The 14,688-nt window shown below is 63.8% G+C and carries 13 protein-coding genes; 9 read left to right on the top strand and 4 right to left on the bottom strand.

Annotated features, from left to right (window positions below):
* Positions 1-19: 19 nt before the first annotated feature.
* Both AB4Y63_RS12375 and AB4Y63_RS12370 read left to right on the top strand, forming a co-directional pair.
* On the top strand, positions 20-2,239 hold the full coding sequence (locus AB4Y63_RS12375) for a cell wall-binding repeat-containing protein (RefSeq protein WP_441791348.1): 2,220 nt from the start codon (positions 20-22) through the stop codon (positions 2,237-2,239).
* Between the two features lie 325 nt (positions 2,240-2,564).
* The gene (locus AB4Y63_RS12370; protein ID WP_441791347.1) at positions 2,565-3,005 is read left to right on the top strand and encodes a VOC family protein; all 441 of its coding nucleotides are present in this window, start codon (positions 2,565-2,567) and stop codon (positions 3,003-3,005) included.
* A 12-nt stretch (positions 3,006-3,017) separates the two neighbouring features.
* Here AB4Y63_RS12370 and AB4Y63_RS12365 read toward each other — a convergent pair whose 3' ends face one another.
* Entirely contained in the window at positions 3,018-4,172 is a 1,155-nt protein-coding gene (locus tag AB4Y63_RS12365; RefSeq protein WP_441791346.1) for a hypothetical protein, read from the bottom strand.
* A 278-nt stretch (positions 4,173-4,450) separates the two neighbouring features.
* On the opposite strand from AB4Y63_RS12365, the gene AB4Y63_RS12360 reads away from it, so the two are divergent.
* From AB4Y63_RS12360 to AB4Y63_RS12350, 3 genes are read left to right on the top strand one after another with little or no spacing between them, the layout of a single operon-like run.
* Complete coding sequence (locus tag AB4Y63_RS12360; protein WP_441791345.1) at positions 4,451-4,861, top strand: SgcJ/EcaC family oxidoreductase; 411 nt, start codon at positions 4,451-4,453, stop codon at positions 4,859-4,861.
* Positions 4,862-4,904: 43 nt separating this feature from the next.
* A complete protein-coding gene (locus AB4Y63_RS12355) occupies positions 4,905-5,240 on the top strand; it encodes a YciI family protein (RefSeq protein ID WP_441791344.1) in 336 nt (111 codons plus the stop codon).
* Entirely contained in the window at positions 5,240-6,493 is a 1,254-nt protein-coding gene (locus tag AB4Y63_RS12350) for an RNA polymerase sigma factor (protein ID WP_441791343.1), read from the top strand. The genes AB4Y63_RS12355 and AB4Y63_RS12350 overlap by 1 nt, the downstream gene beginning before the upstream one ends.
* 7 nt (positions 6,494-6,500) lie before the next feature.
* Here AB4Y63_RS12350 and AB4Y63_RS12345 read toward each other — a convergent pair whose 3' ends face one another.
* Positions 6,501-6,788 carry a DUF1905 domain-containing protein gene (locus tag AB4Y63_RS12345; protein ID WP_441791342.1) on the bottom strand — a complete coding sequence of 96 codons (288 nt, stop codon included), beginning with the start codon at positions 6,786-6,788 and terminating at the stop codon, positions 6,501-6,503.
* Positions 6,789-7,010: 222 nt separating this feature from the next.
* Here AB4Y63_RS12345 and AB4Y63_RS12340 point away from each other — a divergent pair, with 222 nt between their 5' ends.
* The 4 genes from AB4Y63_RS12340 to AB4Y63_RS12325 are packed head-to-tail and all read left to right on the top strand — an operon-like array spanning position 7,011 to position 9,341.
* Positions 7,011-7,394, top strand: a complete 384-nt coding sequence (locus AB4Y63_RS12340) for a PadR family transcriptional regulator (RefSeq protein ID WP_441791341.1) — start codon at positions 7,011-7,013, stop codon at positions 7,392-7,394.
* Between the two features lie 2 nt (positions 7,395-7,396).
* On the top strand, positions 7,397-7,765 hold the full coding sequence (locus AB4Y63_RS12335; RefSeq protein ID WP_441791340.1) for a DUF1048 domain-containing protein: 369 nt from the start codon (positions 7,397-7,399) through the stop codon (positions 7,763-7,765).
* Complete coding sequence (locus AB4Y63_RS12330) at positions 7,762-8,580, top strand: ABC transporter ATP-binding protein (protein WP_441791339.1); 819 nt, start codon at positions 7,762-7,764, stop codon at positions 8,578-8,580. The genes AB4Y63_RS12335 and AB4Y63_RS12330 overlap by 4 nt, the downstream gene beginning before the upstream one ends.
* Entirely contained in the window at positions 8,577-9,341 is a 765-nt protein-coding gene (locus AB4Y63_RS12325; protein WP_441791338.1) for an ABC transporter permease, read from the top strand. Before AB4Y63_RS12330 ends, AB4Y63_RS12325 begins: the two co-directional genes overlap by 4 nt.
* Before the next feature lie 88 nt (positions 9,342-9,429).
* Here AB4Y63_RS12325 and AB4Y63_RS12320 read toward each other — a convergent pair whose 3' ends face one another.
* Both AB4Y63_RS12320 and AB4Y63_RS12315 read right to left on the bottom strand, forming a co-directional pair.
* Positions 9,430-13,020, bottom strand: coding sequence for an outer membrane protein assembly factor BamB family protein (locus AB4Y63_RS12320; protein WP_441791337.1), 3,591 nt, complete (start codon positions 13,018-13,020; stop codon positions 9,430-9,432).
* A 277-nt stretch (positions 13,021-13,297) separates the two neighbouring features.
* Complete coding sequence (locus AB4Y63_RS12315; RefSeq protein WP_441791336.1) at positions 13,298-14,563, bottom strand: HupE/UreJ family protein; 1,266 nt, start codon at positions 14,561-14,563, stop codon at positions 13,298-13,300.
* Positions 14,564-14,688: the final 125 nt, after the last annotated feature.

The raw sequence follows: 14,688 nt of genomic DNA, 5'->3' as shown, positions 1-14,688 counted from the left end.
CAAGACACTGCTACGAAGCATGGCCGCACTCACCGGGGTGGTGCTGGCCCTGGCGATTGGGACGGTGCCCGCGCAGGCCGCGATCACAGATCCGCCCACGGTAGTCAGTCTCACATTTGATGACGGCAACGCCGACCAGATGACAGCGCTGCCGATTCTCGACTCCGCCGGCATGAAGGGCACATTCTTCATCACGACCGGCTGGATTGGCGCCCAGGACTACATGACCCAGGCCAACCTTGCTACTTTGAAGGCCGGGGGCCACGAGATCGGCGGACACACCGTAAGCCACCCAGACCTTACGCTCATTCCGGCGGATGAGGTCACGAAACAGATCTGTCAGGCGAGGAATACGCTCGCAGGCTGGGGCTACCCCAACACGGACTTTGCTTACCCGTACGCAAGTCTGAACCCGGCCGTTTCCGCTGCTGTGGAAGCTTGCGGCTACAACAGCGCCCGCAACTTGGGTGACACGTTCACGCGGTTCGGCGGAACTCCCGGTCTCTTCGCAGAGACCGTGCCTCCGCTGAATCCCTTCGAGACCCGCGCCCCCGACGAGGTCGACTCCACGTGGACGCTCGCGGACCTGCAGAAGACGGTGACTGATGCGGAATCGAGCGGCGGAGGCTGGGTTCAGCTCACGATGCATCACATCTGCGCCACGGCGTGTGACCCGCTGAACCTGACAGTAACCCCGACGCTTCTCCAGCAATTCGTCGACTGGCTCAAACTTCGCGCCGCCACGAACAACACGACCGTCAAGACGGTCGCAGAGGTCGTCGGCGGGGCTGTCAAGCCCCTCGTCACCTCGACCAACTCCTTCCGCCCAGCCCCCGGCCCCGGCGTGAACGGCGTTCTCAACCCGAGCCTCGAGACGCCCGGAGCGGCTGGACAGCCCCCGCAGTGCTGGCAGCAAGGTGGATTCGGTGTCAGCACGAGGGCCTTCAGTACCGTGACCGACGCGCATACGGGAACGGCCGCTGAGCAACTGATAGTGACGAATCTAGTCTCGGGTGATGCGAAACTCGCGCTCACGCAGGACCTCGGCACTTGCGCGCCGACCGCTACTCCCGGGCGCACCTACTCGCTGCGGGCCTGGTACAAATCGACGGCCAATACGCAGTTCGATGTGTACTACCGTAACTCCGTCGGTGGCTGGATCTATTGGACTTCTAGTCCTCAGTACTTGCCCTCGGCGACGTACACTCAGGTGGCTTGGGACACAGCTCCGGTCCCGGCGGGATCCACTGGGCTCAGCTTCGGGCTCAACCTCATCTCGAACGGCACTCTGGTCACCGACGACTACGCCCTCTATGACACGGTCGGCGCACCGGGGACTACAGTGACGGCTACCCGGTTGTGGGGGCCCGATGCGTACGGAACCTCGGCGGCCGTTTCGGCAGGAACGTTTGCCCCTGGTGTGCCGGTTGCCTACATCGCAACCGGAGCAACCTATCAGGACGCGCTGTCTGGTGCGCCGGCGGCGGGTGTGAACAAGGGGCCGGTTCTGCTGGTTCAACCGAATGGAATTCCGGGCGTGATCGCCGCGGAGCTGGCGCGGCTTCATCCTGCACGCATCGTCGTGCTCGGCGGAAACGCCGCCGTTTCAGACGGTGTCGCGGCTGCACTATCGGGAATCGCACCGACGACCAGGCTATGGGGCCCTGACGCCTACGGCACGTCGGCCTCAGTATCGGCAGGAACATTTGCCCCTGGTGTGCCGGTTGCCTACATCGCAACCGGAACAACCTACCAGGACGCGCTGTCTGGTGCGCCGGCGGCGGGTGTGAACAAAGGGCCGGTTCTACTGGTTCAACCGAATGCAATTCCGGGCGTGATCGCCGCGGAGCTGGCGCGGCTTCGTCCTGCACGCATCGTCGTGCTCGGTGGAAACGCCGCCGTTTCAGACGGTGTCGCGGCTGCACTATCGGGAATCGCACCGACGACCAGGCTATGGGGCCCTGATGCGTTCGGCACCTCAGCGGCCGTATCGGCCGGAACGTTTGCAACGGCTCCGGTGGTGTACCTCGCGACTGGGGCTACATACCAGGATGCTCTCTCCGGAGGCCCTGCAGCGATCGTGAATGGCGGGCCAGTGCTCCTCGTCCAGCCCAACGGGATTCCCGCAGCGATCGGCGCCGAGCTGACGCGGTTGAAGCCAACGAAGATCGTGGTCCTCGGCGGAAATCTCGCGATTTCCGATGCAGTCATGGCGCAGGCGCAAGCGCTCGCAAAATAGGAGGACCGCATCAGCTGAACAGATACACCGTGAGTGCCCAGACGGTATCGCCGTCTGGGCACTTCTGTTCGTCGACGCGGACCATTCCTGGTCGACCATCCGGCCTGACAATGATCGCTATCGACATTCAGAAGCAGGTCCTGGCCGACCTTTTTCGACGAGGCTGAGTACCGCCGCTTCGTGTCGGTCTCGTTGGCCGTCGCGGTCGGGCTGACGTTCGTTGAACCCGCTGAAGCGTCGTGCTAGGTTCCGATGATTCCGGGAACGCCGCGGGCGAGAGAGTGGCCGTCACGTTCTCGTGCATTTGTTGATTGATTGGGGAGACATGACTATTCAGCGGATGGACAACGTCGCGATCGTCGTCGACGACTTGGACGCGGCCGTCGCCTTCTTTGCTGAGCTCGGCATGGAGGTGGAAGGCAGTGCCCACATCGAAGGCCCGTGGGCGGACCGCACCGTCGGGCTCGACGGGATCCGAAGCGAAATCACGATGCTGCGCACTCCCGACGGCCACGGCAGGTTAGAGCTGACCAAGTATCACGCTCCCGCGCTGTCTGGGGCTGGATCGGAAAACCCTCCGCCCAACACGTTGGGCCTGCATCGCATCATGTTCGCTGTCGACGACATCGACGACACCGTCGACCGCCTGCGCACCCATGGTGCGGAACTCCTCGACGAGATCGCGCAGTACGAGAGCACGTACCGGCTCTGCTACCTCCGCGGCCCCGCGGGCATCATCGTCGCGCTGGCCGAGCAAATCGGTTGACGTCGGCCGCTCTCATTCGGGGCGCGGTCGGCTGATGATCTGCGGGTCATCAGGCTTCACTTCTTTGGCGGTGCGATTCTGGGGCCGGTGTGGCAAGACCGGTTCGAACTTGAACCGTCGCGGGCCGCTCCACATTGCGGGCGGCGCATCGATCGCGTAGGCGAGAGCGTAGGCCACCTTTTCGTAGTTGACGCGCCATCCTCTGAAATGGGGCCAAGCCTGTTCCGGCGTCACCTCAATCGGAAAATCGACGGTTCGCAGAATCTCCACTGCCGTTTGAAAATCCTCAAACGTCACGTCGATGGGGGAGTCGGGGTCGGGATCCTCGTCAACCGGGATGCGAACAGCCCGCGCCACCTGATTGAGGCAGGTGAACCCCATCCTCAGCACGAGCCGGGCACGGATGTGCGGGGCCGACTTCGGGCTCAGCGAAAGTTGCAACGCCGCGGCATCCATCACACTGAGCAGCGAGATGAGCCAGTTCGACTGCGCCGCAGGTGAGCGGAGCCACACCAAGGTGAGGTAGGTGGTGTGTGACTCGGCAACTTCGGCAGCCCAGCGCTCCCACCGTTGGTAGAGCTCGCCCAGCTCCTGGGTGGTGTTCTGGGCCTCCATGCCGAATCGTGTGCGAACAAGGAGCTCCGGTCCCCACGACGGGGAGCCGGCTCTCGAGACGAGAAGTGTGACTTCCGCTTCGCGCCTGTTGAATGCGGCGTAGAGGGTGGGCAAGTATCCGACCTGCAAGGCGATGACGATCAAACCGGTAATCGCTGCCATATAGACCAACACCGTGTTGCCGGCATTCGTCGGCTCCGCATATCCCAGCGTGAACATTGCGGAGCCGGCCTCGCTGGCGGCTTTCCAGAAGTCGCCGTCAACGAACGGGAGCAAAAGCAAGATGAACGAGAGATTGAACATCGCAACCCACGCGAGCAGGCGCACGAACAACGACATCGGGGACTGCCAGGCCAGAACCCGGTCGCGAACGACGTAGGAAGAAATCGGCTTCGTGATGGCATGAAAGAACTTCATCGTGGCGCGGCCCGTCACCCGTGAGACGGCGCTGCGTGTGGATCGCGGCACGATCAGCGTTCCGATCACACTCATCCAGGTGAGAAACAGCACGACCGCTCCGACCGCAAAACACGCCCATACGAGAACTGTCACAGCGCTCTTTCAATAGTCGGACACTCATCCGGCCAGGTTCGACGTCGAAGTTCAGGGCAAACCTGGTGAGGATCGCATCATTGATTCCGCCGCGGGGTTTGTCAAGGGATGCGGGAGACCGTAGAGGTCGCCGGACCTGAGCGAGCGGGTCGTTGAAAGCCACGTCATGACTGCTTCAAATACCTGGGCACAGTTGTCGATCTGAGCATCTGCTCCGCGTCGTAGAGGTAAGAGCCCAAATAGAAGGGCTCACCGACAACGACGAAAGGTACAGACCAATGTCGAACAACACTTCCACCACCGCTCAGCTCGAGGCGACCGACGAGATCCGCAGTCTCTTCAACGAGATCTACACCGCCTGGGCCGACAACGATGCGGATGCCTTCGTGGGCCCATATCGAGAGGATGCCACTGTGGTCATGCCTGGCGCGTTTCACCGCGACAGGGACGAGATTCGCAGATCTATGGCGGCCGGGTTTGGGGGCCCGCTCAAAGGATCCCGCACGGTCGATCAAACTCTGAGCATCCGCCTCATCGGGGACACGGCGATCGTGGTCAGCAAGGCCGGCATTCTCCTGGCGGGGGAGACCGAACTCCCGACCGAACGCGAAGTCATTGCCACCTGGGTGCTAGTTCGAGAGGATGGGCGCTGGCTCGTCGCCTCCTACGCCAACGCGCCGGCCCATTGAAAATCAATCGTGCAAGCCAAGGTTCCAACGACGGGAGTACGAAATGTCGAAGTATTTGGTCATGATCTTCCAAGAAGAAGTGGCGACGAAAGAGGAAGCCGGCGAGACGGTCAGTGCCGACTACCTCGAGTTCATGCGGCGGCGCGGCGGATCGCTGCTCAACGGTGCCGCGCTCGAGCCGCCGGAGACGGCAACGACCGTGCGGCGCGACGGCTCCGGAGGATTCTCGGTGACCGACGGTCCTTTCGCGGAGTCGAAGGAGACACTCGGCGGCTACTACCTGATCGAGGCCGCCGACCTTGACGAGGCGCTGGAGATCGCCAAAGAGATTCCCGCCGGCGTCGCCGTCGAAGTTCGGCCCGTACGCGTGGCGAGCTGATGTCACCGGCCGCCGGTTCGGAGGTCGCTGCTGCGGTTGCGGATGCGCACCGTCGGGAGTGGGCCTTCGTGCTGGCGGCCACCGTGCGTGTCGCCGGCGATATCGACACGGCCGAAGAAGCCGTTCAGGATGCCTACGCCAGCGCGTTGTCGACCTGGGGAACGCGCGGGATCCCACAGAACCCGGGCGCATGGCTCACCGTGACTGCGCGGCGACGTGCGCTGGACATCCACCGCCGCGCTGCGACAGCGCAGCGTGCGCTGCCCAAACTTCTCGATCCCGAGGCGAATTTGGCGGATGGCCCCGGTCACGACACCGAGGACATCTCCGACGATCGGCTGCGGCTGATCTTCACCTGCTGCCACCCCGCCCTCGCGCTCGATGCTCAAGTCGCGCTGACCCTGCGGCTGCTCTGCGGGCTGTCGACGGCCGATGTTGCGCGGGCGTTTCTGCTGCCGGAGGCGACGATGGCGGCACGGATCACCCGAGCGAAAAAGAAGATCGCGGCCGCGAACATCCCGTACCGCGTGCCGGCGGCATCCGGGCTGCGCGAGCGCATCGACGGTGTGCTGACCGTCGTCTACCTGGTCTACACGACCGGGCACACCGCTCCCTCGGGAGCGAACCTGATGCGCCGAGATCTCGCCGAGCGTGGACATGAGCTGGCGAGAATGCTGCGCGTGTTGCTTCCCGGTGACCGCGATGTCGCCGGGCTTCTCGCACTCGTGTTGCTCACGGATGCCCGGAGGGACGCTCGCGTCGATGACCAGCGTGAACTCGTGCTGATGGAGAACCAGGACCGGACGAAATGGGATCGATCGGCTATCGATGAAGGGGCGGCGCTGCTGCGGGAGGCTCTGAAGCAACGGCCGCCGAGTCGGTTCGCCCTGATGGCGGCGGTCGCGGCCGTGCATGACGAGAGCGAGTCGTGGTCAGACACTGACTGGCAGGAGATCCTGGGTCTCTACGACCTACTCCTGGAAACGTGGCCGTCGCCGGTCGTTCAACTCAACCGGGCCATCGCCCTCGGCTTCGCAGTCGGCTATGCGGAAGGTTTGGCCGAGCTGGATGCGCTCGGTGCCGAACCGCAACTCGCGCGTTACCCGTATCTTGCCGCCGCCCGCGCCGACTTTCTGACCCGACTGGGCCGTCTCGATGAGGCGCGGGTCGCCTTCGAGGAGGCGCTGATCCTCACCGACAACGAGTCCGAACGACGCTATCTGCGCATCCGTCTGAGCGAACTGACGGGTTGACGCCGATCTAGGTGACTCGTTCCGACAGGTGAACCGTGACGTCGTCGCCGACGTTCTTGCCGAGCTTCTTGCGCAGCTTGGCGCTGATTGAGAGCATGTGGCCGCCGGATCCGGTCGGCATCAGCGCAAGCGCCACCGGCTCGTCGTCAACGAGACCAACGACTTTGATGGCCTTGCCCGTTCCGAATAGCTCCACGGAACCCGGAATCTCCACGCAGGACCACAGGTCACCCTTGATCTCGATCCCAATCGGGCCGGTGAAGGTGACATCGAGGGGGCCGGGGGTTGTGCTCATGGCGTTCGTTCCAATCTGTCGCAGTGGAAAGCGCGGGCTTTGCAGACTCATCAGAGGCTACTCGCGCACGTCGGCGGATGGATGAACCACTGTGAATCGGTGGCCACGGAGCGGCGAGAGAGTCTTCTCCAGAATTTTGCTATTCAGTGTTGCTATCTACCGGTACTCATGCTTACTATGTACTGGTAGTCAGCAAGACTGAGTAGTTAGAAGGACGAGGCCATGGGTAAGCAAATGACCGAGATGCTCAAGGGCACGCTCGAAGGAATCGTTCTTGCGACGCTCGCCGTGCAGCCGGCCTACGGCTACGAGATCACGGCGCGACTGCGCGACCAAGGATTCTCCGACATCGTCGAGGGCACCGTGTATGCACTGCTGATCAGGATCGAACAGCGCGGCCTCGTCGACGTCGAGAAAGTCCCGTCTGAGAAGGGGCCGCCGCGCAAGGTCTACTCGCTGAACGCATTGGGCGGCGAGTACCTCGACGAGTTCTGGAAGTCGTGGGCCTTTCTCGCAGAACGGATCGAACAGATCCGCGAGCACATCGAGCATCCGCAAGAAGCACACCCGCAAGAAGAAGCACACCCACAAGAAGAAGGAGCGTAATCATGGCGGCAAAATGGATCGAGACCCTCACCGGCTCGCTCGAGCAGAAGAAGCAGTACAAGCAGTACAAGGCCCGTATCGAGGCCCTCCCCGAGCCGTACCGCACCGCCGCGAAGGCATTCGAGCGGTACTTCATGTACTACGGGGGCATCACCGACGGCGACACCATCGTCAAGATGTTCGGCGACTTCGCCGATCTCTGGGAGCGCGCCGTCGTTGACGGAACGCCCGTGAGCGCGATCGTCGGCGACGACCCGGTCGAATTCGCCGAGATGTTCACCCAGGCCTACGGCGGAACGCAGTGGATTGACAAGGAGCGCGCTCGCCTGATCAAGGCGATCGAGAACGCAAAGGAGGAGGAACGGCCATGACTTCGGAAGCAGCCATCCGCGTGCAGGGCATCGAGAAATCGTTCAAAGACCTCCATGTGCTGCGGGGCGTCGACTTCGATGTGAAGGCGGGGAGCATCTTCGCCTTGCTCGGCTCGAACGGTGCAGGTAAGACCACGCTGGTGCGCATCCTGTCGACGCTGTTGAAGGCCGATGCGGGCACTGCCACGGTTTACGGCTTCGACGTTGCGACGAAGCCCGGCGAGGTGCGCGAGTCGATCAGCCTCACTGGCCAGTTCGCCGCGGTCGATGAAATTCTCTCCGGACGGGAGAACCTCGTGCTGATCGCCAAGCTGCGCCACCTCAAGAACCCGGGCGTGATCGCCGACGACCTTCTCGCCCGCTTCTCGCTCACCGACGCGGGAAAACGCCCGGCGGCGAAGTACTCGGGCGGGATGCGCCGCCGACTCGATATCGCGATGAGTCTGATCGGCAACCCGCCGATTATCTTCCTCGACGAGCCGACTACCGGACTCGACCCGCAGGCGCGCATCGAGGTGTGGCAGACCATCAAGAAACTCGCCAACAGTGGCACCACGGTGCTGCTCACCACGCAGTACCTCGACGAAGCGGAGCAGCTCGCCGACCGGATCGCGATCCTGCACAAGGGAACGATTATCCAGAACGGCACCCTCAGCGAACTCAAAAAACTCCTCCCGCCGACCGCGGTCGAGTATGTCGAGAAGCAGCCTTCCTTGGAGGATGTCTTCCTCGCGCTCGTCGGCGACACCGGCGAACTCGATTCCGACGACGACCGCGCCGATGGCACGGTCCCTGCAGGAAAGGAACTCCGATGACTACCTACGCCCTCGGCGACACCCGCGTCCTCACCGGTCGCTCACTGCGCCACATCCTCCGTAGCCCCGACACGATCATCACGACCGCGGTCACACCGATCGCGTTGATGCTGCTGTTCGTATACGTGCTGGGCGGTGCGATCAACACCGGATCCGACGAGCCGTACATCAACTACATGCTCCCCGGCATCCTGCTCATCACGATCGCGTCCGGCGTGGCGTACACCGCCTACCGGCTGTTCCTCGACTTGCAGGGCGGCATCTTCGAACGGTTCCAGTCGATGCCGATCGCCCGGTCGAGCGTGCTCTGGGCACACGTGCTCACCTCGCTCGTTGCAAACATGGTCTCCGTCGCGATCGTCATCGGCGTCGCGGTGATCATGGGATTTCGCACCGGAGCATCCGTCGGCGCCTGGCTCGCTGTCGCCGGTATCTTGGTGCTGTTCACCCTCGCTCTGACCTGGCTCGCTGTGATTGCCGGGCTCTCGGCGAAGACCGTCGATGGCGCGAGCGCGTTCAGCTACCCGTTGATCTTCCTGCCGTTCATCAGCTCGGCGTTCGTACCCACCGATTCGATGCCGGCCCCGGTCGCCTGGTTCGCTGAGAACCAGCCCGTGACCTCCATCGTGAACACCATCCGGGCCCTGTTCGCCGAGCAGCCCGTCGGCAGTGACATCTGGATCGCCCTCGCCTGGCTCGTCGGCATTCTCGTTGTCGCCTACGGCTTTGCGATCGCCATCTACCGTCGCAAGATCAGCTGAAGCGGGGTGCCGCCCATGGGCGGTACATCCCCGCGACGCATACCGCCCGCTTCCCCCAAAGGGGACGCGGGCGGCGTCGTCACTACACCTAAGACTTGGTGGCGACGAGGGCGTGCAGGGTTCCGTCATCGGTCAGGGCGAACACGATGTTTCCGCTGACGGACAGTGCAGAGGTGACCGCACCGCCGAGGTTGTATTCCGATAGGCGCTTGCCGGTGGCCCGGTCCAGCACCACGACGCGTCCGTCACGGGTACCGACATAAACGACTGACTCGGTGGCCAGCGCGTTTGCGGCCGGGGACCCCGGCCCGGCAGCTTTGCATCCGGCCGCGACATTCCATGGGTCATCCATCGGACTTTCGCCCGGCAGGTAGCCCACCGGAGTCTCCCACCGGGGGGCCTCAGGGGCGGCCGATGTGGTGTCGTATGCCCGGACCACGCCATCCAGGCTGGCCACGTAGGCCATGCCACCCCAGACCGCGGGACCGGTCACTGGCGGCGGCCCCGCCTGGCAGGCGCTGGAGGTGCCCAGCTTTGCGTGCCAGGTCGTGGCACCGCCGGTCTTCGGGTTGTGTCCCCGAACACCGGAGATCGTCGCCGTCACCAATTGCGGGTCGCCACTAGTGGGATTCGTGAAGGTCGGGGTGGACTGACTGAACAGGTCTCCCGCCGTGTCCACCGTGGAGAGGAGCCCACAGGTGCTCAAATCCATCTCGATGAGGGTCTGGCTGGAGCCGGAGTGCAGGTAGGCCGAGGTGGAACCAGGCTGGCGAACCACACCGCTGTGAAACTGGCCCCACCCTGCGGCGGCTGAGAAGCCGCCGGGCAGCTGCTCACCGGTGGCGGCGTTGAGGCATTTGATCCGGTCCCATTCCTGGTAGACCGCGACAGCGGGACGACCTGGCAGGTCGAACACGCTCACCGGCCCTCCCGCCCGGCCATAGCGGCGGACGGTGGAGCCTTGGGTCTGCTCGCCGCTGATGGTTTCCCACGCAACCGCGCCGGTCTTCACATCCACGGCGTACACGCGTCCGACGCCGGTGGTCAGGTACGCCTTGCCCTGATGGATAGTGGGGAAGGACTCGGCGTCGCCGTCGAGGTAGGTGCGCCACGCTTCTGCGCCCGTGCGGGCATCGTAGGCAAGCATCATGCTGTACGGCGAATCGAACGCCCGGGAGGCGACGATCACCTTGCCGTCGGCCACGGCCGCGCCGTTGAGGTGGAATTGTTCTCCAGTGTTGGCCGACCAGCGCAGATCGAGTTTGGCACCGGGATCGTCCCCGCTGGCCGAACCGCCGGTCTCGTCGCGACCCTGGCGCAACCAGTCCTGTCCTGGCTTGACCGTCGAGACTCTGGCGTCCGCGAGGACAACAAACGCATTGACGACCTTCGGCCATTCCTTGCCGGCGGTGTCAACGGCCGTCATGGTCGCTGTGTATGTGCCAGGAGTCAATCCGGCGATGTGAGCAGCGGCCCGCGTCCAGGAGGTCTTGGCCGCCGGGCAGGGCTCTGGCTGGCCACCCGGGGGCGTGTAGCAATTGACGGTTCCGGTCGACGTCGTGTTCTTCCCGAATTCCAGGGCGCCGTCCTGCCACACGACCTTGCCGTTTTGCTTCTTCGTCACGACCAGAGATGCCGTTGCGGGCGTCCGTCCGTCGTCCTCAACGAACATCTGTACCGGCACGCCGGCCTTGGCGCCATGGGTGCTGCCCGCAGCGGGGCTGACCAGAGCGACGTCGTTGTTCACGCCGAACTGGCGGTGTGTGCCGCCGACGTAGCCCGTATCCTCGTTGGCCGCCGTGTCAGGGTCGTCCGTGATGCCGGCGAAGTCCACGATTTTGTAGTCGGGCCGGGCGGAGTCGAGGCCGTAGGTGCCCATATTGTTGATCTCAACGGAGCGGGCGAACGCGCCGCGGCGGTACTCGGCCTGCTGGTTGTGGCCCGCGGCGAACATGCGAACGTCGTAGTTGGCCAGCTCGTCCACGGTCGGCTGCATCCCAGCACCGGGACCCCACTTGGTGAACAGTGAGCGATGCGCGAAGACCAGCACCTGCTTGCCGACGGCGTGGCGGCGCAGATCTTCACGAAGCCACTGCAGCTGCGGCTCGAGACCGGCGGAGTCGTAGTTGTTCTCCAAGACCACGACGTGGCGGCCGTTGCGGTCGAAGCTGTACCACTCCGGGCCCAGGTTCTTGCGCCAATACTCCAAGCTGCCGCCGTAGCCGACGGATGTCGCGGTGCCGCCGATATCGTGGTTGCCCACCACCGGATAGAAGGGGTGGCCAAGCTTGCCGTCGATCAGCCCGTTGCGCAGGATGTCGTAGCCGGCCTGCCGGCGCGGCTCCGCGGCATAGTCCGTGACGGTCAGGTCGCCGGTGGTCATTGTCATGGTTGCTTGCGTGGCCTCGGCCATTGCCTGCACATGCCCGGTCCACTGCGGCAGGGATGAGGCCGCCGCCTTGTCGCTGGTGTTGCTGACCTCCACATCGGAGACGAGGGACCACTTTTCGGCTGGGTTGGCCGCGTTGTCGTCGGGCACCAGGGCGAAGTCCAATCCGGTGACGGGGGACGGGCCGGCCGGGACTGTGCGGAAGTACTGCGGTACGGAGTCCTCACGCAGTGCAGGGGTGTAACCGTTGGGCGAGACGATTGTGACCAGGTCCGTTTCTCGGCGCACCCGGTCGATTTGGATGCTGTAGGTGCCGTCGGCGCCGCTCTCCGCCCAGTTCTCGCCGTCCGTGACGGAGACGCCGGCCATCCCGGACTCGCCCGCGTCCTGCTTGCCGTTCGCGTTGAGGTCGGTGAACACCGAGCCCTGAACGATGGCGAGATCCGTGCTGGACACTTTCGTGAGCGTGAAGCTGACGGGCGCGGCCAATGGCTCGTAGCCATCCTTGGCCATGAAATGTGCGGTCCAGGGGCCGGCACTCAACCCGCCGCTGCCCAAGGTCACGGATCCGTCGGCCTGAGGGGTGTAGGCCCATGTCTTTGCTGCCACTGGACCCGGAACGTCTTTCGGGCCGTAGATGCCAACCCAGTTGTTCGACGCCGGCGCGTCCGTGGAGTAATGGAATTCCAGTTGCTGACCAACCGACGGGTTCTCCGTGGTGAGGGACAGGCCCGGCGTCGCGGCGAGTGCCGCGGTGGGCGACAGCACGACCAATGCCGGTGCCAACGCAACGAATGCCAAACCGCTGCTGATGGCTACGCGCATGCGCCCGCTCGGGCTGCTCCGCTTTGGCCGCGGGGCAGTAGGTGTCGAGGCACTCCTGCGGCGGGCCAAAATCGCGGCCGCCGCGAGGCCGAGGGCTGCGGCGAACAGAGCCATTGGCAGCATTGCCGGCATGCCGGCTGGCGTCGTGGCGTGTACCCCGGTTGCGTCAACGACGGGAGTCGAGGCCTTAGCGACGGCCGTGTGGCCATCGAATTCGACGACCAGGTTGGGCACGCCAGAAGCCGTCAGTAGGGAGGAGACGTCCAATTGGCTGAGTGTGCAGCCCCATGCCAGTTCGACGACGACGGTTCCGGGTGCGCCGCCGCTCGCACCATCCACCCCGGTAGCGGTGAGGGGGCAGCCAGCCGACAGCAGCCCCTCGACCCACTCGCCGGCCTGCTTGACGGGTACGACGTCGCTGCTGACCATGAGTCGCCCGCTGGTGCTTCCGTTATCTGTGGTCACCACAAGTTCGCCGTGGTCACGGCTCGTATGGGCCGAGGCGGGACTTGCAGAAAGTAGTAGGGCCGCCATCGTCGCTATCAGGATGGCGATCATAGTTCGACAGGAAGGGGACCCGCTGCGTGCGAAGAGCTGTTTCATGCTGGCAAACGTAAGTGGCCAATGTGACGACTCGGTATACCCCCGGTTATGGGGGTACGACCATCTGTAAATTTGCCGACGACGGCGGAATGGCATGCTCACCGCAGGGTGCAGGCACTCACCGACCCTTTTCTGACGGCTAATTGACCGCGGTACTGACCTTGGTCTTGACTCCGGTCTTGCCGGTGATCTTCGGTGTCGCAAATCCGAGGAGGACCATGAGGGTCACAAACAGGACGTAGGAAACCAACGGATACGTGGCGATGCCGTCGAAGAGTGGAGTCAACACTGAGTCCGTGCCAGTCCAGATGCCAACCGTCCAAGCAGCCGAAGCCACAATGCCGAGACCGGCGACCACCCAACAGAACGGGCGGTAGTAGTTTCCGGTCGCAGCGACGTGGATGAGCGGGACAGTAAGTATCACGCCAATCAGCTGGGCTAGCTCAATTCCGATGTTGAAGCCGAGCACGGCCAGTAGCGTGTCCGTCACGTTGAGGTTCAGCTCGAGGATCGTCGTCGCGAACGCCATGCCGTGCACGAGCCCGAAGACACCGGCCAGCAGCACCTCACCATGCGCGAACATCGGTCGGACCAGGTTCCACGCCGCCGCGGCGATCGAGAGCGCGACGAATGTCTCGACGAGGCGGACCGGAGGAGTGAACCAGCCCAGGCTGACGATCAGCAGCGTGATCGAGTGCCCGACAGTAAATGCGGTGACGATGGCGAGGATACGCTTCAGCGATGAGCGGAGACTGTCTGCGCGGGGGCTCCAACGCCACCCTGCAGCGCTCCGTTTGGCCACAAGTGGAGCCGACAGCAGCAGCACCGCGAGAAACATCAAGTGGTCATAGCCATCCGCAATATGGTGCATCCCCTGCCCGATCATTGCCCCGACACTTGCCTTGGGGGAGTCCACGGCGATGTCCAGGGTCGATTGCGTCGCGGAGATGACGCCGAGCAGTTCGGGTTCACTTCCGTCGACGACACGCGAAACGTAGACCTTGTGGTCTGTCAGAACATCTGTCAGCAGCGAATAGTTCAGAGTGAATGAGCCCGGCCCAGACGGAAGCACGGCGGTCAGGTTGACGATGAGGGCATCGGTTCCGTTGATACTGCCGTAATCGAGGCCCGCAATCGTGGTGGTGTAGGTGCGGTCGCCCGCGGTGAGCGCAACTTTGTCGTCGATGAGTCGTGCAATGTCTTCCGTGGGGATGGACCCTCCGGGCGCCAGGCCAAGGCCGGTGGCCTTGTTCAGCTGGTCGAGTTGAAGCTGCAGCGTCAGCCCCACGCTCTCAGCCTTGACATCGATCAGCACGCCGGTTGTACCAACCGGATGGGCCTGGGCTGCCGTGGCTGGGCCGAACAGGACAACGAAGGCGATGATGAACATCACGAGACGGCGCATGCAAACTCCATCGATTAGCCGGGATCGGGCACCACACATTGCCTCATGACGCCCTGGATGGCTGAGGAACATTGGGTGAGTACCTGGCGGCCGTGGGGTAAACGTTCGGATTGCGGTGGGCTGAG

Source organism: Leifsonia sp. YAF41, from assembly GCF_052113185.1.
GTDB lineage: Bacteria > Actinomycetota > Actinomycetes > Actinomycetales > Microbacteriaceae > Cryobacterium.
Note: the sequence above shows the minus strand (reverse complement) of the source record. Positions and strands in the feature narration are given on the sequence as shown.